This is a genomic window from Levilactobacillus suantsaiihabitans, assembly GCF_004745505.1.
Taxonomy (GTDB): domain Bacteria; phylum Bacillota; class Bacilli; order Lactobacillales; family Lactobacillaceae; genus Levilactobacillus; species Levilactobacillus suantsaiihabitans.
The window spans coordinates 85,010-107,872 of sequence record NZ_RKLX01000004.1 but is presented as its reverse complement, the minus strand read 5'-3'; the positions used below and the strand labels follow the sequence as shown (position 1 = coordinate 107,872).

The window sequence follows — 22,863 nt, the reverse complement described above, 5'->3', positions numbered from 1 at the left end:
AGATTTCAATTTGGCAAATGATAAAATCGTGATTCACGGGGCCCGCGCCCATAACTTAAAAGATATTGACGTGACGATTCCCAAGAACAAACTGGTCGTTATCAGTGGCCTGTCGGGTTCAGGGAAGAGCTCGCTAGCCTTTGACACGCTGTATGCGGAAGGCCAGCGCCGTTACGTGGAAAGCCTGTCGTCATACGCCCGCCAGTTTCTGGGGCAAATGGACAAACCGGATGTCGATTCCATCGATGGGTTGAGTCCGGCCATTTCCATTGACCAGAAGACCACTTCCAAGAACCCGCGGTCGACCGTGGGGACGGTCACGGAGATCAACGACTACCTGCGACTCTTGTGGGCGCGGGTGGGGACCCCCATCTGTCCCAATGATGGCACGAAGATCACCAGTCAAAGCGTGGAACAGATGGTCGACCAGGTGTTGGCACTGCCCGAACGGACCAAGATGCAGATCTTGTCGCCCATCGTGCGGGCCAAGAAGGGCCAACACAAGAAGATTTTTGAAAAGATCCAACGCGAAGGCTTCGTCCGGGTCCGCGTCGATGGCAAAATCATGGACATCAGCGAAGTTCCCGAACTTAATAAGAACCAAAACCACGACATCGCTATTGTGATCGATCGGGTCGTGGTCAAGAAGGGGATTCGCTCTCGGCTCTTTGACTCCTTTGAAGCCGCTTTGCGGTTGAGTGGCGGGTACGCCATTGCTGACTTGATCGACGGCGAACCGATGATTTTCTCCGAACACTATGCTTGCCCTGTCTGTGGGTTCACGGTGGGGGAATTGGAACCACGGCTGTTCTCCTTTAACGCGCCCTTTGGTGCCTGCCCGGATTGTGACGGGTTAGGGGTGAAGTTGGAAGTCGACTTGGATCTGGTCGTGCCTGATAAGACTAAGACGCTGCGTGAGGGGGCCTTAGCGCCCTGGAACCCAATCAGCTCGCAATACTACCCAGCCTTGCTGGAACAGGCCTGTGCCGCCTTTAACGTCGATATGGACACGCCGTTTGAGCAGCTGTCCAAGTCCGACCAAGCACTGGTCCTTTATGGCTCTCAGGGCAAGGAATTCCATTTCCACTATGAAAATGACTTTGGCGGCGTACGCGACGTGGACGTTGAATTTGAAGGCGTCATCCCCAACGTCAACCGCCGTTACCACGAAACCAACAGTGACTTCACGCGCGACGTCATGCGTAAGTACATGACCGAGTTGACTTGTCAGACCTGCCACGGTTTCCGGTTGAACCGCCAAGCCTTGAGTGTCAAGATCAACCACCAGCACATTGGGGAAGTCTCCGATTTGCCGGTGGAAAAGGAATTGGCCTTCTTCCAAAACCTGAGCTTTGGCGAACAAGATGCCGTCATTGCCCAACCGATTTTAAAGGAAATTCGCGACCGGTTGACGTTCTTACGCAACGTGGGGTTGGATTACCTGACGCTGAGTCGTTCGGCGCGGACCCTGTCCGGTGGGGAAGCACAACGGATTCGGTTGGCCACGCAAATTGGCTCCAACCTGTCCGGTGTGCTGTACATTTTGGATGAACCCTCGATCGGGCTGCATCAGCGGGACAACGACCGGTTGATCGCCTCCTTGAAGCAAATGCGCGATTTGGGCAACACCCTGATTGTCGTGGAACATGATGAGGACACCATGCGGGCCGCCGACTACATTGTCGATATCGGCCCGGGTGCCGGGGAAAACGGGGGTCATGTGATGGCCGCCGGGACACCTAAGCAGGTCATGCGATCCCGTAAGTCGTTGACCGGGCAGTACCTGTCCGGAAAGAAGTACATTCCCGTGCCGCTTGAACGGCGGACCGGCAACGGAAAGGCCATTCGCATCACCGGTGCGGCCGAGAACAACTTAAAGGACATCACGGTCGATTTCCCACTAGGCGAATTCGTCGTGGTCACCGGGGTCTCCGGTTCCGGGAAGTCCACGCTGGTCAACACGATTTTGAAACGGGCGTTGGCGCAGAAGTTGAATCACAACTCGGAAAAACCCGGGAAATACAAGTCCATCGCCGGCGTCAAGAACATCGAACGACTGGTCGACATCGATCAAAGTCCGATTGGCCGGACACCACGAAGTAACCCAGCGACTTATACCGGTGTCTTTGATGATGTGCGGACCTTGTTTGCGCAGACCAACGACGCGAAGCTGCGCGGTTACCAAAAGGGCCGGTTCAGCTTCAACACCAAGGGTGGCCGGTGTGAAGCCTGCCACGGTGACGGGATCTTGAAGATCGAAATGAACTTCTTGCCAGACGTCTACGTGCCATGTGAAGTTTGCCACGGGACGCGGTACAATTCCGAAACGCTGGAAGTGGAATACAAGGGCAAGAACATCTCGGACGTGTTGAACATGACCGTGAGTGAGGCCCTGAAGTTCTTCGAGGCCATTCCCAAGATCACTCGCAAGCTCCAGACGATTCAAGACGTCGGCTTGGGCTACGTCAAGTTGGGGCAACCCGCCACGACCTTGTCCGGTGGGGAAGCGCAACGGATGAAGTTGGCTTCCGAATTGCACAAACAACAAAACGGGAAGAACTTCTACATCCTGGACGAACCAACGACCGGGTTGCATACGGATGATATCAAGCGCCTGCTGACGGTGCTGCACCGGTTGGTCGATAAGGGCAACACGGTGTTGGTCATCGAACACAACTTGGACGTCATCAAGACGGCGGACCACCTGATCGACTTAGGTCCTGAAGGTGGGGAAGCCGGCGGAAACGTGGTCGCCACGGGTACGCCAGAGGAACTGGCGGAGGTCGCCGAGAGTTACACCGGCCAATACCTGAAGCCAATCTTGGCCCGCGATACCGCGCGGACCAAGGAAGACCAGGCTACGACTGAGGCCAAACCAGCCCAAACCAAGTAAACTAATTGTAAATTTAGCGGCGAATGCCTACCTGCGGGTGAGGTTCGCCGCTTTTTTGTGGGCGAATCGAATTGGTAATTAAAAGTGGCTAAGCCAATTACCGGTGTCAGCAAGGGAGCCCACAGCGAACCGACGCATTTGGGTAGAGTCTAGTCATAAAAATGACCCAGACCGGTGGTAGCGTTGGCCGGACACGGTTTAATGGTCCTGTAATTGGGCCCCGAACTTGTCGCGGGGCTGAAAAACCAGTACAATGGTTGAAAACCAGTCAGCACATGGCTGGTGTTGTGAGGAGATTTTGCCAATGTTTAATATGAATCGTGCCCGTTGGGGATTTGACTGGGGCGAGTTCATTCTCGGCATCCTGTTTATCGTTGCCGCGGTTGGACTGCTGCGCTCCCCGAAAATCGGCCTGACAGGGTTAGCCATTATTTTTGCGTTCATGGCCCTCTTGAGTGGGTTGACCACGATTGCCGGGTATAAGAAATTGCATGATGCGACGGGGATCCGAGCGAACTTTGCACTGGTCTTTGGGATTTTAGATATCCTGATTGCCGTCGTGTTCTTCTTTGACATGAACAGTGCCATTGTCACTTTAGGCTATTTGTTCGCGCTGTGGTTCATCTTTGATTCCATAGAGCGACTGCTAGTTGCCAGTCATTTACGCGACTTTGGTGGGCTGTGGTTCTGGCTGTCCGTCATCTTGGACGTCGTCAGCTTGGTCATCGGAATTATGCTCTTCATCCATCCGGTGGCAGCCGCGCTATCCCTGAACGTCTTGATTGCGTTCTTCTTTATCGTTTTTGGCGTCAACGCCATTTGGATTGCGATTGCGCGCAGTCGGTCATAATTAAGAAATTTGTAGCAGCTGTGGCTCACGTCATGGCTGTTTTTTGTTGGGAAAATAGTAGGCGCCTCTCTGGAACCATCTTTTAGAAGGACTGGTGAATATTGATACTTTTCTATTTCGTGAAATTGGAAAATAAATAATTGTAACTGTCGGGCGTAAACTAGGGTTATTAGCGATAAAAATCTTAGTAAATAGTCATTTCCTTATGCTGAAAATTTATTAAATAATATTAACGTTTTACCAATTGACCATCATCCCTTGGTTTAGTATGCTGGTAATACGCATGTAACGTTTTTCAGTTACATCAAGGGGAAGCTTGCCGACTAGTCAGTTCGTTAAATAAGCACGATGAACGTGTGTCTGAGGAGAAAGATGATGAAGAGAAGGTATCTGATGATCGTATCTTTGCTGGTCCTGACGATTGTGATGGTGGGGTGCGGGGCGACGGCGGAAAACCAGAAAGTAGCTGGACCAGCTAGGTCTTATGAGGCCAAGGTCGCTGCCATCAACCGGCAGGCTAAGGCCATTAAACAGGCGCATTCCGTTCCCAAGCAAGTCGCGGCCTTAAAGAAACTTGAGCATGCGGCCGCCGACTACTACCGGCGTAAGCAAAAGTCCCAGCAAGTGACGCTGGTCTATCAAAACACGGTGAAAGACATCAAGCAGCTAATTCAAGCGGAGAATTTGCAGCGGCTAAAACGCCAAAGCTCTGCCAAATTGAATCAAGAAACCTCAACTGATTTAGCCAGAAAAAATATCGCACTCAAAGACCTTAAGGCTGAACTGGTCTCCCAACAGGGGGTAGTTTATACCGCACCGGCCTTAAAACGGCTCATTGTTCGGATCGATAAGCAGCTTCTAAAGAATCAAGCTCAGGCCAAGGCCCATGGTGAGGGGCAACGAAAGCCGGTAGTAGGTAAATCTGCGAAAACAGCCACTGGCGTGCAGACGATGAACCTTCACCAAATCAAGGCGGGGGATTACACCTCGCTGATGGGTTCCTGGAAAGAAGTGGGGGAAGGGTTTAATGCGTCGGATGGCAAGGGGCCGCGGTGGTCTAAGCCATCGGGAAGAAAGTTAACTGTTTCAAAGACATCATTGCGTGATGGGTCAATTGCCCTTCGTACGGCCAGAAATGGTCGGACGACACTTACCGAAGACGAGACTTCCGGAAAGACTGTTGAGAAACCGGGTAAGATTATATTTCAAGAGGGTGATGATCTTATCCAGGGTGATGTGCTCGAACTGAGTGGGAATGTAGGGGTAAATTGCTGGTCGATAGACTTTTTACCTAAAGGCTCATCTATCAAGGATTGGCCAGCTAATATTAGCCCTAGTAAGGAACATATTGAGATGGGCCATCCGCATTTTTGGGAAGTTTTTGAACGGGAGTAATTAGAAAAGTGAGCTACAGCAAGGCGATGATCGAGGCCTGCTTCATTGACCACAGAAAGTGTTGCCCGGAAAGTTAATTTGCCGGGTAAATTAGTTGCGTCATACTGGGACCGGTATATACTGAATGGCATAACGTTCTAGAAGCGGATCATGGAAGGAGCTTAGTCATGAAAGTTGTGATTGTAGGGGGCGTCGCGGGCGGCATGTCTGCGGCCACGCGGTTACGCCGGCTAGACGAAACGGCTGAGATCATCGTGTTGGAGCAAGGGCCCTATGTGTCGTTTGCCAACTGCGGGTTACCATACTATTTGAGCGGTGAAATTCAGGACCGCGCTGATTTGATTGTTCAGACACCGGCCAAACTCAAGCAACGGTTCAATATCGACGTGCGGGTCAATCAACGGGTCACTGCGGTGGTGCCCGACCAGCATCAACTCAGTGTCCAGGTCGCCGGGCAAACGGTTACGGAGAGCTACGACAAGCTCATCTTAGCACCCGGAGCCGTGCCGGTGGTCCCGGATCTTCCTGGACTGGCAACGGCGCCCAACGTGAGCGTCTTGCGCAACATCCCGGATCTGGACCGCTTGATGGCGAAATTAAGTACGACGGGGGCCCGGACCGTGACACTGGTCGGCGGTGGCTTCATCAGCCTAGAAATGGCGGAGGCCTTGCGCCGGCGGGGGTTGGCCGTTACGGTCGTGGAACAGGCAACCCACGTCTTACCACCACTGGATGAAGAAATGGCGGCGGACATCCAACACACCTTGACGCAACAGGGAGTGCGGGTCATCACAGGGCAGGCCGTGGCTAGCGTCCGCGATAATGGTCGAACGTTAGTCTTAGCCGACGAGACGCAAGTTCAAACGGACCAAATCGTCTTAGCCGTGGGTGTCCGGCCAGCGACAGACTTTTTGGCAACCAGCGGTATTCACTTGGGCTTGCGCGGTGGCATTGAAGTGGATGAGACATATCAAACCAGCGCGCCGGACGTCTATGCCGTGGGGGATGCGATCGTGGTTCGTAATCAGGTCAGTGGACATCCAGCGCTGATTTCCCTAGCCTCACCTGCCAATCGGCAAGGGCGACAAGTCGCCGATAATCTCATTGGCTTGCCGCATCACAACCGTGGCAGTGTGGGGACCGCCATTGTGCGCGTCTTTGACACGGCGGCTGCCATGACGGGGTTAAATGAGGCCGCCTTACAGGCCCAACAGCTGCCCTATAAGGCGGTCCATTACCGCGGCAGTGACCACGCCGATTACTTCCCAGGGGCGCAATCCTTGCTGCTAAAATTGCTGTTTAACCCGCAATCCGGGGAGCTTTACGGTGCCCAGGCGGTGGGGCACGGCGTCGACAAACGCATCGACGTGTTGGCGACCGCCATCAAGGGTCACCTGACCGTCGCAGATTTGCCAGAATTGGAATTGAGTTATGCGCCGCCATTTGGTTCAGCCAAGGATCCCGTGAATTTGGTGGGGGAGATGGCGCAAAACATCATGGATGGGCTCTCTGACAACCGCCAGTGGCACGAATTGAAAGCCGCTGAAGTGGCGGGACGGCAACTCTTAGACGTGCGCAATCCCACGGAATTAGCAGCTGGCCGGTTTCCCATGGCCATCAACATCCCGCTGGACCAATTACGCGACCGGCTCAGTGAACTCGATCCCCAGCAACCGTACATCGTCAGCTGTCAAAGTGGGCACCGGAGCTACGTGGCCGAACGCATCTTGAAGCAACACGGCTTCGATGTGGTCAACCTGGATGGCGGCTTTGCCCTGTACCAAACGGTCCGTCCGGATGAGGTGTTGGACGACTAGGGCAATCTAATGGCGCGGTAGAGTAACAGAAGTTGCGGATCAAGGCTGTTCTTTGACTTGGATCGGCGCTCATAAAAATTGGGTGCGCCGGGGCCAGCAGCAATCTGGGGTGTTGAGAAATGCCCTGTCATAGGTACCAACGAAATTCGCTGATCATTGGTGAGCGTTTGACGGCAATCTTTAGGATTTCTTAACAAATTGCCGGTGTCCGTTCACCGTCAACCCCACTGCCATCCGGTAACGCCGAAGGTCTAGAAGCCTCAGTGAGCAAATTTAACGGTCAAACCGACCAAAATTGACTAAATTTAAGAGAATTGTTAGGAAAAGAAACACCCGGTGTGTTATACTGCTTAAAGATTGTTTTCGAAAGGAGCAGAGGAGAGCCATGACTGAAGATATTCGGCTGGTGATCATTACCGGGATGAGTGGTGCCGGTAAGACGGTCGCCATGCAAAGTTTTGAAGATTTAGGCTACTTTTGTATTGATAATATGCCGCCTTCGCTGCTACCAAAATTTTGGGACCTGGTCCGCGAGTCCGGTAAGCTGACCAAGATTGCCCTCGTGATTGACCTGCGTTCGCGGGCCTTTTACGATGAAATCGTGCGGATGCTGAATGACGTGGCGGTCCACGGTACCATGAATGCCCAGGTACTGTTCTTGGATGCCTCTGACGAAGAATTGGTGTCACGGTACAAAGAGACGCGGCGTTCCCATCCGCTGGCCCGTAACGGTCGGGTGATGGAAGGGATTCAACGGGAACGGAAATTGCTGTCACCGATTCGTCAAGCGGCGCAATTGGTGATCGATACCACCAATCTCAGTCCGCGGAAGTTGCGAGAAGAGATTTTCCACAACTACGAAACGGAAACGACAAATTCCTTTCATATCGAGGTCATGTCCTTTGGGTTTAAGTACGGTCTGCCCATCGATGCCGACATCGTGATGGACGTGCGGTTCTTACCGAACCCGTACTACTTGCCAGAGTTGCGGGAACAAACCGGTTTGGACCAACCCGTCTACGATTACGTGATGAAGCAACCGCAGACCGAAGAGTTCTACCAACAATTTTTAGGCCTGCTACAGACCATCGTGCCCGGCTACAAAAAAGAGGGCAAGTCGAGTCTGACGATTGCCATCGGCTGTACCGGCGGTCAACACCGTTCGGTCGCGCTCACGCAACGCCTCGGCAAGGCCCTGGGGGACAGTTATCCGGTCCACGTGACCCATCGTGACATCAACAAGCGAAAGGAGTCTGCCAATCGATCATGAGAGAGCTAAATAATAGCCGCCGCCCGAAAATCGTGGTCATTGGCGGTGGCACCGGACTCCCGGTCATCTTACGCAACTTGCGCGACCAAGACGTCGATATTACGGCGGTGGTCACGGTTGCTGATGACGGGGGGTCTTCCGGCATCATTCGGCACTACGTTAACGTGGTGCCGCCTGGTGATATTCGCAACGTCATGGTGGCGCTGGCGGAAGTCCCAGACATTTATAAAGACTTGTTCCAATACCGGTTTGAAACGACGGATGATTTCTTTGCGGGTCACGCGATTGGCAATCTGATCATTGCCGCCTTGTCGGAAATGAAGGGCGGTATTTTTGATGCGGTGCAGGAGTTGTCGCAACTGATGCGGGTCAACGGCCACATTTATCCGGCGGCCGATGAACCGTTGGAGTTGCACGCGCAATTTGCGGATGGCAGTACCCTGAGTGGCGAGTCGGAAATCACGGCCGCCCACAAACTGATCAAACGGGTGTGGGTCGAAACCAGTGACCATCACCAGCAGCCACAAGCCGTTCAACCGGTGATCGACGCCATTATGAACGCCGACCAAATCGTCTTGGGACCGGGGAGCTTATTTACCAGCATTCTGCCCAATCTGATGATTGAAAGCGTCGGCAAAGCAGTCAAGGAAACGACGGCGGAGGTCGTGTACATCTGCAACATCATGACGCAAAAGGGTGAAACGGAGAACTTCACCGACGCCGATCACGTGCGCGTGTTGAATCAGCACTTAAACACGAACTTTATTGATACGGTCTTGGTCAACACACGCAAAGTGCCCGACCAATACATTGATTACCAACGCTGGGACGAAATGTCTCAACCGGTGCGACATGACTTTCAGGGACTCCGAAATCAGGGGTGCCGGGTCATTTCGACCGACTTTTTACAATTACGTGATAACGGGGCGTTCCACAACGGGCAAGAGGTCGTGCATGAACTCTTGAACCTGATTGGGCAGCCACGTTATCGGATGAAACGGAGGCCTTAACGGTGTCATATGCCAGTGAAGTCAAAAAAGAATTAACCACCCTGGAAGTTCATCGGGATAATGCCAAGGCGGAATTGGTTGCCTTGATTCGGATGAACGGCGCCTTAGGGTTGGCCAATCATCACTTCGTCTTGAACGTACAGACGGAAAACCCGGCAATTGCCCGGCGGATGTACCAGTTGCTCAAGCAATTCTACGATTTGGAAAGTGAATTGTTGGTGCGGCGCAAGATGAAACTCAAGAAAAACAACCTGTACATCGTGCGGGTCAAGACCGGTGTGACGGAAGTCTTATCCGACCTAGGTATCTTTGACGGGATGCAGCTGTTGGAATCTGTCCCGGCTGAGATCTTAAACGATGACATGCGGGTTCGTTCCTATTTGCGGGGGGCCTTTTTGGCCGGTGGGTCCGTCAACAATCCCGAAACCAGCCGCTACCACTTGGAAATTTACTCCCTATACGAGGAGCATAACCAGATGATTGCGGAAATGATGAATCGCTACGACCTGAACGCCCGGACCATCGTGCGCCGGAGTGGCTACATCACGTACTTGAAGGGGGCAGAAAAGATTGCCGACTTCTTGTCCTTGATTGGCGCTACCACGGCCATGTTGCGGTTCGAAGACGTCCGCATCATGCGCGACATGCGTAACTCAGTCAACCGGCTGGTGAACTGTGAAAACGCCAACCTGGATAAGGTTGCCAACGCTTCAACGCGGCAGATCGATAACATTCAGTTTATCGCGGCCACGGTCGGCTTAGGCCAACTGCCAACCAAGTTGCGCGAGGTCGCCGAAGCCCGGATGGCGCACCAAGAAGTGAGCCTAAAGGAATTGGGCGATCTGGTTCCCGGTGGTCCCATTTCCAAGTCCGGTATCAATCACCGTTTACGGAAAATCAATGACTACGCTAAACAGCTTCGTGAAGAAGCCACGGCGTAAAGCAAAAACGACGCTCAGCTATTGGTGCTGGGCGCCGTTTTTTTAAGGCGAGATGACCAGATAGGGATTCATTGCGCGTGCGGGTGAACCAGCAGTATGGCTACCCCCAGCTTTAAACAAAAAAATAACACCAACCCAAGCTGGGCTGGTGCTATTTTTAATACGAGGCTTACTTCTTTTGTTCGCTACTGTTGGTCATGATGTGGTCGATCAAACCATAATCAACGGCTTCTTGCGCACTCAAGTAGTTGTCCCGTTCAGTGTCTTGGTTCAGACGTTCAACGGGTTGACCTGAGTTTTCAGCCAAAATCTTGTTGATCAATTCACGCGTCTTCAAAATTTCACGCGCGGCAATTTCAATTTCAGTTTGTTGCCCTTGTGCACCACCGGATGGTTGGTGAATCATGACTTGGGCGTGTGGCAATGCAAAACGCTTGCCCTTAGTCCCGGATGAAGCCAAGACACTGGCCATGGAAGCTGCCATCCCTAACGTAATCGTTTGTACGTCGGATTGGATGAAGTTCATGGTATCGTAAATGGCCAAGCCGGAAGAAACCACACCACCTGGTGAGTTGATGTACAGCGAAATGTCCTTAGTGGAGTCTTGAGCGTCCAAGAAGAGCAGTTGCGCAATGATGGCGTTTGCCATGTCATCTTCAATTGGGCCAGATAACATAATGATCCGGTCTTTTAAGAGTCGTGAATAGATATCATAGGCCCGTTCGCCACGGGATGATTGTTCAATAACTGTTGGTACTAAATTCATGACTAGATAGCCTCCCTTATTAACTATTGAATGGCTAGCGTTTCGCTAACATGTTGTTAGTGTACCGCTATGGTCAAAGTAGGTCAAACAATATGACTTACCATTTAGACCAGAACCGATTAACTAAAACCATCATAACAGAGTTTGGCCAAACGTCACGTATTCTGTCAGTCGACTGGGGGGAGTGCTAAGTCAGTGAACGCTGTGAGCAGGGGGAAGCGTTTTTTAAAATAGGGGCGTGGCCCGCTCACCACGTGTCACGACCCGAGTGGGCGAACGGCAGGCGGCCAACGCCAATCCGGTGATTGGATACGTTTCATCCGGTCAGAAGGGACGCTCACCCAACTTAATCGACCGCTTACGCCAGTTAGCTGACCAGTCACGTCATCGATATTTATTTTTGGCGGTGGGTATGGTTTACTTAAAACAACGAAAGGGGGTGGTGATTTGAAAATCCACGTGGTAATTGATGAAACGGCGGTCGAGCCGGACGTGACCATTCGTGCGGCAGCCAATACGGACGTGAGCCAGTTGGTGGCGGCACTAGAGGCGGCGACCACGGCGGCAAAACGCTTAACGTTGCGCCAGCGTGGGCAAAGCTTTCAGGTGGTGGTCGGTGACATTTTATTTCTAGAGGCGGCGGATCATCAGGTCATGGTCCACACGGCCGACGACGTTTACGTGACGCGGCAACCCTTGTATGAGCTGGCCGACGCGTTGCCCACTACCTTCCAACGGGCTTCCAAATCCGCCATCCTCAATCGTGACCAGATCCTATCGCTGACCAAGTCCGTCACGGGGAATTTGGTCAAATTTCAGAAATCACACAAACAACTTTACGTGTCGCGGCGCTACTATAAGGCGCTGAAAGAGGCACTAGAACGAGAGGGGTAAGTCTTATGTATCGAAATTGGTTTTGGGGTGTCTTCCTGGTTTTGGCGGCCGGTATTTTAATTACCAGCCAACTGGGCATCTTCACCTACCACATTGGTTTTTGGACGTTGTTGTTGGCGATGTTCTTGGTGGCGGCCTTCGTGGAAAGTCTGATTCACCTGGCCACAGGCGGGATGGTCTTCTCACTGGCCTTTCTGGCGATTATCTTCGCTAAGCCGCTGGGAATCGCTGCTTTGGCACCGTGGACGATTCTGGGGGCCGCGGTCCTGCTGACGGCGGGGCTGTCGCTGATCATTAAGCCGCGGTGGCGCTGGCACCATCACGGCCCACGGGTCATTGTCAACGGCCAGGACTGGCATCAGCATAAGTGGCACGACCACGACTGGGAAGAAGAGGACGTGCAAGACTTAGACGAGTCCGAAATTTTGGTCGACGTCAACATGAGTAGCAGCATTCGCTACCTGCAGTCGCTGGATTTCAAACGCGCTGTGATCAAAGTCAACATGGGCAATGCCAAGGTCTACTTTGACAACGTTACGGTCAATCCGGACGGGGCCGACATCGTGATCGATGATTCCTTCGGTGGAACGGAGCTGTTTATTCCCAAGCATTGGAACGTGCATCACAACATTAACACTGGCTTTGGTGCCATCGAAGAAAAGGGGACCGCTAAGCCCGACCCAACGGCGCCCCGGGTCTCGATTCACGGTAACGTGTCCTTCGGTGGGGTCACGCTGATTTACGTTTAATCCGGAAGAAATTTGCAACGACCCCTTGAATTTATATTCAGCATCAGGTATAGTAATTAGGTGCTCAAAAATACTGATGCTGATAGGCGCCCGTAGTGTAATGGATCGCACGTAAGATTCCGGTTCTTGAAATGGGGGTTCGATTCCCTCCGGGCGCATCAGATGGTCGTAACCGTTCGTGGTTGCGGCTTTTTTCGTCCAAAAAATGCGTTCACCAGGTTCGGGAACGCATGCGTTTAGTGATTAGATTGTGAGCGGGTCCGGCCAGACAGTGATCGTCATCTAGGCTGAACTGGTTGTTATTGAGATAGTATGGCGACCCGTTGTTAAGCAAAACTAAGCCTTGAGCCGATCCCAGCGGTTACGCAGGGGACGGGCAATCAGCGGTGCCACCAGCACATCCAAGATCAGTTCGGGAATCCCGTTGGTCAGCAGCGAAATCATCAAGACGTAGCCCAGCGTTTGATTGCCCTTGGCGCCAAACGCGGTAGCCACGGCTGGCGTCTGGTAGAAGAAAAAGACCAAGCCGAGGACTAACAAGGTGTTGACCAACGCGGCACAACCCGCGGCGACCTGCATGGCCCGGCGCTGGGACCACTGGCGGTGACGACCCCAGGTGTATAGCCCACCAGCTACCAGCCCCATGAGTAAGCGTGGCAGGATGGAAATCAACGGGTTGGTAAAGATCAGCGGGGCGACCGGACTAGACGGCCAGGTGAAGGCCCGAACGAAGGTGATCAGCCCCCAAAAGCCACCAATCACCATGCCATCCTTGGGGCCCAAGGCGGTCCCAGCCACGATGACCGTTAGACCAATTAGGGTCATGCTGAAAGGCCCGAGGGGGATGTAGCCGAGAAACGGAATGATATTTTGCAATAAAATAATCGCCATTAATAATGCGTCAACGACCAGGCGAAAAGTCTTGTGTCGCGTCATTGCGAAAACCTCCAGGAAAAGTTAATGCCGTCATTATAGCATGAATTCCGGGAGAAAAATGCCAAACTACCTTGTATTTTTATTCAAAATCAGTTATAGTAGTCAAGGTGTTGTTCATAACAATTTTTATGCGCCCGTAGTGTAATGGATCGCACGTAAGATTCCGGTTCTTGAAATGGGGGTTCGATTCCCTCCGGGCGCATCAAATAAAAGCAAAAAAGTCGTCGTCCACGGGTTACCGTGTGACGGCGATTTTTTTGCGCCTGGGACAACCCCCGGATTGTTCGCGTCACTTCCCTAGCTGAAACGTGCGCCACACCGGATTGCTCCCCAGTGGCCACGCAATCCGGTGTGGCCAGCGGTCAAAATTTTTGCGTTTCTTCTATTGTAAGGGCTTACATAAATTAACGGTCTGAATTACTTGCTAAAGGGCGAGCATGGGCTTATACTATTAATCGTAAAAGGTTGGCTCTGGTTGGCCTTAAATTTTTTGACCAGGGTGGGCGTTTATCAGCCACCATAGGTCGATTATCGTCCCACTAGGAGGTAAGCAGGATGCATGAAGATTGGCAGTGGGTAGATGCGATTATGCCCCAGATGGTCGGAAAACTGACCAGCCGCTTCCGTGTTCTGCAGGGCGTTGCCCGCCTCCAGCCCGTGGGTCGGCGGACGCTAGCAACAAAGCTGGCGTGTTCCGAGCGCACGGTGCGGACGACCACGGATGCCTTGGCAGACTTGGGCTTTATCCAAATGTCTATCCGGGGGATGCAGATCACGGCCGCTGGTCAACGGGTCCTGCGCGGCCTAACGCCAGTCATGAATGACTTGGCCGGCCGGCAGCAGCAGGAACGTGAACTGGCACAACGCTTGGGCATTGCCCACTGTACGATTGTGCCGGGGGACAGTACCGCAGCAAACGGCTCGCTCGATGGCTTGGCCCAGGCGGCCGGACAGGTCTTGATGGACCAGATGCCTGGTGGTCACAGCACGGTCGCCGTCATGGGCGGCCACACGCTGGCCACGGTGGCGGACGCCTTGACGCCTGCCTTGGCTGCAAACCGGGACCTGTTATTCGTTCCGGCGCGTGGCGGGGTCGGCGAGTCGCCGGCCATTCAGGCCAACACGGTGGCGGCCACCATGGCCGAACACACCAACAGCGCGTTTCGGCAGTTGTACGTGCCGGAGCAGCTGAACAGTGCCACCTACAAATCGTTATTTGCGGAACCAGCGATCCACGAAGTGTTACAACTGATTGCGCAAAGCAACGTGGTCATTCACGGTATCGGTCAGGCCTTTGTCATGGCCGAGCGGCGCCACATGGATCCGCACGTGATTGCCGATTTATCGGCAGCACACGCCGTGGGTGAGGCCTTTGGTTATTTCTACGATGACCAGGGCCACGTCGTCAGCAAGTTCCCCCGTATTGGGTTGGAAATTGGCGACTTAGCCGCTAAACAATTAGTCATCGCCGTTGCTGGCGGTGCCGAGAAGGGGGCTGCGATTGCGGCTTACATGCGTTTAGCGCCAGCACAGACTTGGTTAATTACCGATGAAGGTGCTGCTGACTTTGTTTTAAAAAAGTGATACAATGAACATGTATTGCTTTTTAAAAAAATTATCTTTGTTTGCTTCCTGAAGGAGGAAATCACAGTATGACTGTAAAGATTGGTATTAATGGTTTCGGACGTATCGGCCGTTTGGCTTTCAAGCGGATTCACGAACTCCACTCAAGTGACATCGAAGTTGTTGCCATCAACGATTTGACGACACCTTCAATGTTAGCTTACCTGTTGAAGTATGACTCAACTCATGGCCGTTTCCCTGGCGAAGTTTCCGCTACGGACAAGGGCATCGTGGTTGACGGTAAGGAATACCCTGTTTACGCTGAACCAAAGGCTCAAGACATTCCTTGGGTTAAGAACGACGGTGTTGACTTCGTCCTCGAATGTACCGGTTTCTACACTTCCGAAGAAAAGGCTCACGCCCACATCGATGCTGGTGTTAAGCGGGTATTAGTATCTGCTCCAGCCGGTGCCGTTACGACGGTTGTTCCTGGCGTTAACTTGGATGTCTTAAGCAAGGACGATGTCATCGTTTCTGCTGGTTCTTGCACCACGAACTGCTTGGCACCAATGGCTTACTTCATGAACAAGGAATTCGGTATCAAGGCTGGTACGATGACCACGATTCATGCCTTCACTGCTACCCAACAAATCTTGGATGGCCCTCGCGGCAAGAAGATGCGGAACAACCGTACTGCCAGTGTTAACACGATTCCTCACTCAACTGGTGCCGCTAAGGCTATCGGTTTGGTTATCCCTGACTTAAAGGGTAAGTTACAAGGCCATGCACAACGTGTACCTTTGACTGACGGTTCTTTGACTGAATTAGTCACTGTTCTGGACAAGAAGGTTACTGCTGACGAAATCAACGACGCTATGAAGAAGCACACTGAAGGTAACGAAGCCTTCGGTTACAACGCCGATGAAATCGTTTCTTCAGACATCGTCGATGACGATCACGGTTCTGTCTTTGACCCAACCCAAACTGAAGTTACGACTAACGGTGACACCCAACTTGTCAAGACTGTTGCTTGGTACGACAACGAATGGGGCTTCACTTGCAACATGGTTCGGACGTTATTGCACTTCGCAACTCTCTAATCCGACAGTTGTAACAGCTTTTAAATAGACTCACGAACGCGGCGGAGGGAGGAATTTCTTCGCTGCGTTTTTTGTAAAAATTTGCATAAGTCCTTTGAAATTCAGAGGTAAGTGCTGTATATTGTGAAAGTAATCTTTTAATAGATATTACTCAAGGAGGATTTCAGAATTGGCTAAATTAACAGTTTCTGATTTAGACTTAAAGGGCAAAAAAGTCCTGATGCGGGTCGACTTTAACGTCCCAATCAAAGACGGTGTGATTGGTAACGATAACCGTATCGTTGCGGCATTACCAACGATCAAGTACGTAATCGAACATGGTGGCAAGGCCATCCTCTTATCTCACTTAGGTCGGATCAAGAAGGAAGACGACAAGCCGGGCCTGTCCATGCGTCCAGTCGCAGAACGTCTGTCCAACTTGTTAAACAAGCCAGTTACGTTCGTCCCAACGACGGAAGGCAAGCAGCTTGAAGACGCCATTGACGGTTTGAATGACGGCGATGTTTTGGTTATGGAAAACACCCGTTACGAAGATGTCAAAGACGGCGAATACGTTAAGCGTGAATCCGGTAACGACCCTGAATTGGGCAAGTACTGGGCTTCATTGGGTGACGTCTTCGTTAACGATGCCTTTGGGACGGCTCACCGTTCTCACGCATCTAACGCCGGGATCGCTGCTAACATGGCCCAAACGGCTGCTGGCTTCTTGATGGAAAAAGAAATCAAGTTTATCGGTGGTGCCGTTGACAACCCTGAACACCCATTCGTTGCTATCTTGGGTGGTGCCAAGGTTTCCGACAAGATCGGTGTGATCGACAACCTGTTAGCCAAGGCTGACAAGATCCTTATCGGTGGTGGGATGACTTACACGTTCTACGCTGCTAAGGGCATCAAGATTGGGAACTCCCTGGTTGAAAAAGATAAGATTGACTTAGCTAAGGAAATCTTGGACAAGGCCGGCGACAAGTTAGTCTTGCCAGTGGACTCCGTTGTTGCTGAAAAGTTTGACAACGATGCACCTCACAAGACGGTCGAAGGCGACGTGCCGGATGGCTACATGGCCTTAGATATCGGACCAAAGTCCATTGCCGAATTTGAAGACGTTTTGAAGTCTGCTAAGACGGTTGTTTGGAACGGCCCAATGGGTGTCTTTGAAATGAGCAACTACGCCGAAGGAACCTTGGAAATCGGTAAGTTCTTAGGGACTTTGACCGAAGCCAAGACGATTGTCGGTGGTGGTGACTCAACTGCCGCTGTGCAACAATTAGGTGTGGCTGACAAGTTGTCCCACATTTCTACTGGTGGTGGCGCTTCTCTGGAATACCTCGAAGGGAAGACCTTACCAGGAATTGCCGCAATTTCTGATAAGTAAATTTGTAAAGGGCTGTGGTGGTTGTCATCACAGCTTTTTATGGTCAAGTTTATCGATCGGTAAGGGTTTTCGCTGGCTTATCTAGCGGGAATTCGGTAAGATGATGAACGTAGTCAATTTATTTTTAGAAAGGGTGGATTAGGTTGCGGATACCACTCATTGCTGGGAACTGGAAAATGAACAAAACGGTAACGGAAGCGCGCAGTTTCGTGGAAGCTGTGCAGGGGAAATTACCGGCTGCGGACGTCGTGGAAACGGCGATTGCCGCACCAGCGTTATTTTTACAGACCATGTTAGATGCCAACCGGGAAAATATTCTGCGGATTGGTGCTGAGGCTTGTTACTACGAAGACGAGGGTGCCTATACGGGAGAAACCAGCCCCAAGGCCCTACACGCGATGGGGATCCCTTACACCATCGTGGGCCACTCCGAACGGCGCCGTTACTTCAACGAGACCGACGATGTCATTAACCGGAAAGTCCAAGCGGCTTTTCGCAATGGCATGACGCCCATCGTTTGTTGTGACGAAACCATGGGGCGGCGCGAGTCTGGTGAGAAGATTCACTGGGTCGTCAACCAAGTTACAGCGGCCCTCAAGGGTGTCAGTTCTGCTGACGCTGCCAAGGTCGTCATTGCTTATGAACCAAGCTGGGCGATTGGCAGTGGGACCTCTGCTTCGACGGACCAAGCCGAAGAAGGGTGTTACCTGATCCGCCAGACGTTGGCTGACATCTATTCGGATGAATTAGCTAACGGCGTGCGAATTTTGTATGGTGGCAGCGTGAAACCTGACAACATTGTCGGCCTGATGGCCAAGGATAATGTTGACGGCGTCCTCGCTGGCGGGTCCAGTTTAGATGAAAACTCTTTCATTAAGCTGGCGAACTATCAAAATTTGTAATTCGGGCAAAATATAATTGAAAGTTCAATGGTAAACTTATAGAATGAAACATGGGATTGTTGTTTGTTCCCGTGAAGCCAAACACTCATAAGGAGAGAATACAAAAAATGTCTATTATTTCTGATATTTACGCACGCGAAGTCTTAGATTCTCGTGGTAACCCAACTGTCGAAGTTGAACTTTACACTGAAGCCGGGGCAATGGGCCGGGGAATCGTTCCTTCTGGTGCCTCAACCGGTGAACACGAAGCCGTTGAACTTCGTGATGGCGACAAGAGTCGTTTCATGGGTAAGGGTGTTACTAAGGCTGTTGACAACGTAAACAACATCATCGCCAAGGAAATCGTTGGCTACGATGTTACCGACCAACGTGCCATTGACCAAGCCATGATCGACTTGGACGGTACGCCAAACAAGGGTAAGTTAGGTGCTAACGCCATCTTGGGTGTTTCCTTAGCTGCTGCCCGGGCCGCTGCTGACGAATTGGGCCAACCTTTGTACAACTACTTAGGCGGGTTCAATGGTCACGTCCTTCCTACGCCAATGATGAACGTCATCAACGGTGGGAAGCACGCCAACAACAAGGTTGATTTCCAAGAATTCATGATCATGCCTGTTGGTGCCAAGACCGTCAAGGAAGCTATCCGGATGGGTTCAGAAACGTTCCACAACTTGAAGAACTTGTTGAACGAAAAGGGCTACTCCACTGCCGTTGGTGATGAAGGTGGGTTTGCACCTGACCTGAAGAACAACGAAGAACCATTCGAAATCTTAGTTGAAGCCATCAAGAACGCCGGCTACGTACCTGGTAAGGACGTTGCTATCGCCTTTGACTGTGCCTCATCAGAATTCTACAACGCTGACACCAAGAAATACGAACTTAAGGGTGACGGCAAGGAATACACTGCTGAAGAATTTGTTAGCTTGCTGGAAAGCATCGTTGACAAGTACCCAGTTGTTTCCATCGAAGATCCTCTGGATGAAAACGAATGGGAAGACTGGCAAATGGCTACTGAACGCTTGGGCAAGAAGGTTCAAATCGTTGGTGACGACTTGTTCGTTACGAACACGGACTACTTGGCTAAGGGGATCAAGATGGGCGTTGCCAACTCTATCTTAATCAAGTTGAACCAAATCGGGACTTTGACTGAAACTGTTGAAGCCGTTGAAATGGCTAAGCAAGCTGGTTACACGGCCGTTATCTCTCACCGTTCTGGTGAAACTGAAGACACGACGATCGCTGACTTGGTTGTGGCCTTAAACGCTGGCCAAATCAAGACTGGTTCAATGAGCCGTGGCGAACGGATCGCTAAGTACAACCAATTAATGCGGATCGAAGACCAATTAGGTAAGACTTCCGAATACAAGGGGATTCACTCCTTCTACAACTTGAACGAAGACGCACGTTTGGCCATCGTTAACAAGTAATTAAATGTGAATACTGAGAAGCAGGTCCAGTGATGGGCTTGCTTCTTTTTTTCGGAAAAATAAAATTTTCGGCCATTTTCTACGGAGTTGATTGAAAACGAGGGGGAATGGACCATGAAAATTTTGAAGCACATGCGCATAGTTGTATTGGTGATGACGGGCGTTTCTTTGGGGATGGGGTCGGTTTCGGCTTTGGCCTCTGGAGATGATATCCCGCAACCATCCACTAATGTTAGCGTACAACACGTCATTCGTGGAATTGATGAAGATGGATCATATAGAGAGACTAACTGGTTTAGAAGACAACAATCAGTTAGACCAGGGGATCCGATTTTGGCATTAACTGAACTTTCTGCGTTTAAATTCAATGGACAAAATTATCCGGCTAAGAAACCAGTGGGAGTGAAAGTAAGTTATGACGGAAGAAGTGTATTGGCAACTATTGATTTACATTTTGTAAATTTAGAGGGCGTTTTAGTTAGTACAAGACAAGCAGGTGGAAAATTGACTTTGGGTGGTGTTGCTGACCTAACACCTCCAAAAGGATACGAATTAGTTGACTCCAAACAACAGAATCAGATTGTGTTAATGCCTAAGGAACGTCGCCAAATCGTAGTCAAACCTGTGCCTGAGGTAAATTCAAGTGTGCAGAAGCCGAGTCATCCTGCACTACCATCGAAGCCAGACTTGCCTCAACCACAACCGGGTAAGCCAACTCCTGCACCAAGTACCAAGCCACAACCAGCGCCTGGCGGCGACCGACCACAGCCGACAGATCCAACACCAGCAGTTCCTAATCCACAACCAGCGCCGAATCCACCAAAGCCACAACCAAGCAAGCCGGCGCTACCAACTGCACCAACACATCAGCCACAACCAAGCAAGCCGCCATTGCCAACTGCACCAACACCTCAACCGGCAACGCCAACGCTACCCACTCAACCGGTCATTTCACACCCGGCACCGTCAGCGAGTCCAAGCAACCCAACGCACCAGTCGCTGACCACCAACCTGCCAGCCGTTACCAAACCACGGCCATGGGCACATCATTCGGCGGTAGACTTGTGGGAGGCGGCGCCGGATACCGCAGCCGACACGGCCACTACACCGTCTCAGGCGACCGCTCACCCGCATACCAGCCCAGCGACTGACTATCATCACCAGGCGGCCCATGCGGCTAATCAGCCCTCAGCGGCATCGGCTCCGACCAAGTCGCCAGCAAAGGCGTCGTCAGCTGCTAAGCGTCTGCCCCAAACCAACGATCGTTCCAACTGGCCGGCCGTTGTTATCGGCAGTCTGCTCCTCAGTTTTACCGGAATTTGGCGTAACCGGCGAATTCATCAGTAGGTCTGTGCCAAACTGTGCTACACTGGTATTTAGACTTTAAAAACTGTGGAGGAATCGCCTAATGAAACGAAAGCAACGGACCCAACATGATTTTACCCGACTCAGCGCCATCTTCTTTGGAAGTATCGTGGGGTTATTGGCCGGGGCCGTCGTGAGCACGTTTCGGTTAGCTATCGAACATTTACTCAAATTGATGCAAAGCCTATACGGCTGGTTTGGCCAAAATCCACTGTGGCTGATTCCCTGGGCCTTGTTGCTGGTGGCCATCGCGGTCTTAATTGGGCATTGGACCAAGCAAACACCGATGATCAAGGGCTCGGGGATTCCCCAAGTCGAAGGCCAGCTGGCTGGTGAACTGGATTACGCCTGGTGGCCAGTCCTGTGGAAGAAGTTTGTCAGTGGTATCCTGGGCATTGGCGCCGGGCTGTTCTTAGGCCGGGAAGGACCGTCGATTCAATTGGGCGGGACTGTCGCTCAAGGGGTCGCTGAAGGCTTCCGGTTCAAGGGAAGCCAACGCCGCTTACTGATTGCCGGTGGGGCGGCTGCCGGGCTGTCAGCGGCCTTCAACGCGCCCATCGCTTCGACCCTTTTCATCCTAGAAGAGGTTTATCATAATTTCTCGACGTTGGTTTGGCTGACGTCATTGACCAGCGCTGTGGTGGCTAATTTCGTCTCTAACGAAGTCTTTGGCCTGACCCCAGTGCTGCACATTACTTATCAAAGCGCGCTGCCATTGCACTACTATGGGTTGTTATTGCTGCTAGGTATCGGACTAGGTTTACTGGGGTACGTCTATCAATGGGCGACCTTGAACGGGGCCAGCTGGTACGCTAAAATTACTTGGTTGCCAAAACACCTGGACGGCATCATCCCATTTCTGTTGGTCATCCCGATTGGCCTGTTGTGGCCCGTCGCCTTGGGCGGTGGGAACGGCATGATCGTGCTGTTTGCCAAGCATACACCGCTGCTGTTGCCGTTGATTGGCTACTTTATCTTACGGTTCTGCTTTTCGACCATCAGCTATAGCTCCGGGCTTCCCGGGGGCATCTTCTTGCCGATCCTGGCGTTGGGAGCCTTACTGGGCGCCATTGGGGCACGACTCTTCGTGGCCGTGGGCTGGTTGCCACAAATTTACGTGGCGAACCTGATCATCTACGCCATGGCCGGCTACTTTGCGGGGATTTCCAAGGCGCCATTTACCGCGATCCTGTTGATTACGGAAATGGTCGGGACCTTGCATCACCTGATGCCGCTGGCTGTCGTTGCCATCGTAGCCTACATCACGGTCGACGTGCTGGGCGGTGCGCCAATCTATGAAGCCATGCTGGAACAGATGGTCAAGCCCGCCCAAGCCAAGGACGTGGGGCCGACCGACCGAATCGAATTTGCGGTCAACGAGGGCACCGACCTGGTCGGCAAGCAGGTGCGCGACATTGTGTGGCCAACCGGGTCATTACTGGTGAGCGTTCGCCGCGGTGAGCGCGCCGTGATTCCTCATGGCGACACCATCTTGCGTGCCGGCGACATGTTGGTGATTTTTACCTACCAAAATAATCGTGCTTACGTCCGCCAACAGCTTACCCACTTAAACGATTCTTCGGGGCAATTGCCCGATTAGGTGAGCGGGGGGC

18 protein-coding genes and 2 tRNA genes are annotated in these 22,863 nt (G+C 52.0%); 18 read left to right on the top strand and 2 right to left on the bottom strand.

Annotated elements, in window-relative coordinates; translation table 11 throughout:
- Positions 1 to 10: 10 nt before the first annotated feature.
- From uvrA to whiA, 7 genes are all read left to right on the top strand, one after another.
- Positions 11 to 2,893: an excinuclease ABC subunit UvrA gene (uvrA, locus tag EGT51_RS03665; RefSeq protein WP_135367446.1), complete on the top strand. Its 2,883-nt coding sequence runs from the start codon at positions 11 to 13 to the stop codon at positions 2,891 to 2,893.
- A gap of 304 nt (positions 2,894 to 3,197) precedes the next feature.
- Positions 3,198 to 3,743, top strand: a complete 546-nt coding sequence (locus tag EGT51_RS03660; RefSeq protein WP_135367445.1) for an HdeD family acid-resistance protein — start codon at positions 3,198 to 3,200, stop codon at positions 3,741 to 3,743.
- A gap of 375 nt (positions 3,744 to 4,118) precedes the next feature.
- On the top strand, positions 4,119 to 5,138 hold the full coding sequence (locus tag EGT51_RS03655; protein ID WP_135367444.1) for a DUF6287 domain-containing protein: 1,020 nt from the start codon (positions 4,119 to 4,121) through the stop codon (positions 5,136 to 5,138).
- Positions 5,139 to 5,305: 167 nt separating this feature from the next.
- A complete protein-coding gene (locus tag EGT51_RS03650; protein ID WP_135367443.1) occupies positions 5,306 to 6,955 on the top strand; it encodes an FAD-dependent oxidoreductase in 1,650 nt (549 codons plus the stop codon).
- 385 nt (positions 6,956 to 7,340) lie between these two features.
- On the top strand, positions 7,341 to 8,225 hold the full coding sequence (gene rapZ, locus EGT51_RS03645) for an RNase adapter RapZ (protein WP_135367442.1): 885 nt from the start codon (positions 7,341 to 7,343) through the stop codon (positions 8,223 to 8,225).
- The gene (locus EGT51_RS03640; RefSeq protein ID WP_135367441.1) at positions 8,222 to 9,235 is read left to right on the top strand and encodes a gluconeogenesis factor YvcK family protein; all 1,014 of its coding nucleotides are present in this window, start codon (positions 8,222 to 8,224) and stop codon (positions 9,233 to 9,235) included. The genes rapZ and EGT51_RS03640 overlap by 4 nt, the downstream gene beginning before the upstream one ends.
- A gap of 2 nt (positions 9,236 to 9,237) precedes the next feature.
- Positions 9,238 to 10,176: a DNA-binding protein WhiA gene (gene whiA, locus EGT51_RS03635; RefSeq protein ID WP_135367440.1), complete on the top strand. Its 939-nt coding sequence runs from the start codon at positions 9,238 to 9,240 to the stop codon at positions 10,174 to 10,176.
- A 169-nt stretch (positions 10,177 to 10,345) separates the two neighbouring features.
- Here whiA and clpP read toward each other — a convergent pair whose 3' ends face one another.
- Positions 10,346 to 10,942, bottom strand: coding sequence for an ATP-dependent Clp endopeptidase proteolytic subunit ClpP (gene clpP, locus EGT51_RS03630; protein ID WP_043022142.1), 597 nt, complete (start codon positions 10,940 to 10,942; stop codon positions 10,346 to 10,348).
- 447 nt (positions 10,943 to 11,389) lie between these two features.
- Here clpP and EGT51_RS03625 point away from each other — a divergent pair, with 447 nt between their 5' ends.
- The 3 genes from EGT51_RS03625 (at position 11,390) to EGT51_RS03615 (ending at position 12,743) form a co-directional block, all read left to right on the top strand.
- Positions 11,390 to 11,836 (top strand): LytTR family DNA-binding domain-containing protein, encoded by a 447-nt coding sequence (locus tag EGT51_RS03625; RefSeq protein ID WP_135367439.1) that lies wholly within the window; start codon positions 11,390 to 11,392, stop codon positions 11,834 to 11,836.
- 5 nt (positions 11,837 to 11,841) lie between these two features.
- Positions 11,842 to 12,585, top strand: coding sequence for a LiaF transmembrane domain-containing protein (locus EGT51_RS03620; protein ID WP_135367438.1), 744 nt, complete (start codon positions 11,842 to 11,844; stop codon positions 12,583 to 12,585).
- An 86-nt stretch (positions 12,586 to 12,671) separates the two neighbouring features.
- Positions 12,672 to 12,743: transfer RNA gene (locus EGT51_RS03615), tRNA-Arg, on the top strand.
- 178 nt (positions 12,744 to 12,921) lie between these two features.
- Here EGT51_RS03615 and EGT51_RS03610 read toward each other — a convergent pair.
- Complete coding sequence (locus EGT51_RS03610) at positions 12,922 to 13,521, bottom strand: ECF transporter S component (RefSeq protein ID WP_135367437.1); 600 nt, start codon at positions 13,519 to 13,521, stop codon at positions 12,922 to 12,924.
- Positions 13,522 to 13,651: 130 nt separating this feature from the next.
- Between EGT51_RS03610 and EGT51_RS03605 the strand changes: the two genes are divergently transcribed.
- The 8 genes from EGT51_RS03605 to EGT51_RS03570 all read left to right on the top strand — a co-directional run bounded on the left by EGT51_RS03605 (position 13,652) and on the right by EGT51_RS03570 (position 22,850).
- Positions 13,652 to 13,723, top strand: a tRNA-Arg gene (locus EGT51_RS03605).
- Positions 13,724 to 14,076: 353 nt separating this feature from the next.
- Positions 14,077 to 15,105, top strand: a complete 1,029-nt coding sequence (locus EGT51_RS03600; RefSeq protein WP_135367436.1) for a sugar-binding transcriptional regulator — start codon at positions 14,077 to 14,079, stop codon at positions 15,103 to 15,105.
- A 68-nt stretch (positions 15,106 to 15,173) separates the two neighbouring features.
- Positions 15,174 to 16,184 carry a type I glyceraldehyde-3-phosphate dehydrogenase gene (gap, locus tag EGT51_RS03595; RefSeq protein WP_135367435.1) on the top strand — a complete coding sequence of 337 codons (1,011 nt, stop codon included), beginning with the start codon at positions 15,174 to 15,176 and terminating at the stop codon, positions 16,182 to 16,184.
- 169 nt (positions 16,185 to 16,353) lie between these two features.
- Positions 16,354 to 17,556, top strand: coding sequence for a phosphoglycerate kinase (locus tag EGT51_RS03590; RefSeq protein ID WP_125575691.1), 1,203 nt, complete (start codon positions 16,354 to 16,356; stop codon positions 17,554 to 17,556).
- Between the two features lie 143 nt (positions 17,557 to 17,699).
- The gene (tpiA, locus tag EGT51_RS03585; RefSeq protein WP_135367434.1) at positions 17,700 to 18,458 is read left to right on the top strand and encodes a triose-phosphate isomerase; all 759 of its coding nucleotides are present in this window, start codon (positions 17,700 to 17,702) and stop codon (positions 18,456 to 18,458) included.
- Between the two features lie 107 nt (positions 18,459 to 18,565).
- On the top strand, positions 18,566 to 19,885 hold the full coding sequence (gene eno / locus EGT51_RS03580) for a phosphopyruvate hydratase (RefSeq protein WP_125575693.1): 1,320 nt from the start codon (positions 18,566 to 18,568) through the stop codon (positions 19,883 to 19,885).
- A 114-nt stretch (positions 19,886 to 19,999) separates the two neighbouring features.
- The gene (locus EGT51_RS03575; RefSeq protein WP_135367433.1) at positions 20,000 to 21,232 is read left to right on the top strand and encodes an LPXTG cell wall anchor domain-containing protein; all 1,233 of its coding nucleotides are present in this window, start codon (positions 20,000 to 20,002) and stop codon (positions 21,230 to 21,232) included.
- A 61-nt stretch (positions 21,233 to 21,293) separates the two neighbouring features.
- A complete protein-coding gene (locus EGT51_RS03570; RefSeq protein ID WP_135367432.1) occupies positions 21,294 to 22,850 on the top strand; it encodes a ClC family H(+)/Cl(-) exchange transporter in 1,557 nt (518 codons plus the stop codon).
- Positions 22,851 to 22,863: the final 13 nt, after the last annotated feature.

Bases quoted from the DNA above. Each gene is read 5' to 3' on its own strand.
- EGT51_RS03660 (WP_135367445.1), top strand. From the start codon at position 3,198: ATGTTTAATATGAATCGTGCCCGTTGGGGATTTGACTGGGGCGAGTTC.
- EGT51_RS03655 (WP_135367444.1), top strand. From the start codon at position 4,119: ATGAAGAGAAGGTATCTGATGATCGTATCTTTGCTGGTCCTGACGATT.
- EGT51_RS03650 (WP_135367443.1), top strand. From the start codon at position 5,306: ATGAAAGTTGTGATTGTAGGGGGCGTCGCGGGCGGCATGTCTGCGGCC.
- rapZ (WP_135367442.1), top strand. From the start codon at position 7,341: ATGACTGAAGATATTCGGCTGGTGATCATTACCGGGATGAGTGGTGCC.
- EGT51_RS03640 (WP_135367441.1), top strand. From the start codon at position 8,222: ATGAGAGAGCTAAATAATAGCCGCCGCCCGAAAATCGTGGTCATTGGC.
- clpP (WP_043022142.1), bottom strand. From the start codon at position 10,942: ATGAATTTAGTACCAACAGTTATTGAACAATCATCCCGTGGCGAACGG.
- EGT51_RS03620 (WP_135367438.1), top strand. From the start codon at position 11,842: ATGTATCGAAATTGGTTTTGGGGTGTCTTCCTGGTTTTGGCGGCCGGT.
- EGT51_RS03610 (WP_135367437.1), bottom strand. From the start codon at position 13,521: ATGACGCGACACAAGACTTTTCGCCTGGTCGTTGACGCATTATTAATG.
- EGT51_RS03600 (WP_135367436.1), top strand. From the start codon at position 14,077: ATGCATGAAGATTGGCAGTGGGTAGATGCGATTATGCCCCAGATGGTC.
- gap (WP_135367435.1), top strand. From the start codon at position 15,174: ATGACTGTAAAGATTGGTATTAATGGTTTCGGACGTATCGGCCGTTTG.
- eno (WP_125575693.1), top strand. From the start codon at position 18,566: ATGTCTATTATTTCTGATATTTACGCACGCGAAGTCTTAGATTCTCGT.
- EGT51_RS03575 (WP_135367433.1), top strand. From the start codon at position 20,000: ATGAAAATTTTGAAGCACATGCGCATAGTTGTATTGGTGATGACGGGC.
- EGT51_RS03570 (WP_135367432.1), top strand. From the start codon at position 21,294: ATGAAACGAAAGCAACGGACCCAACATGATTTTACCCGACTCAGCGCC.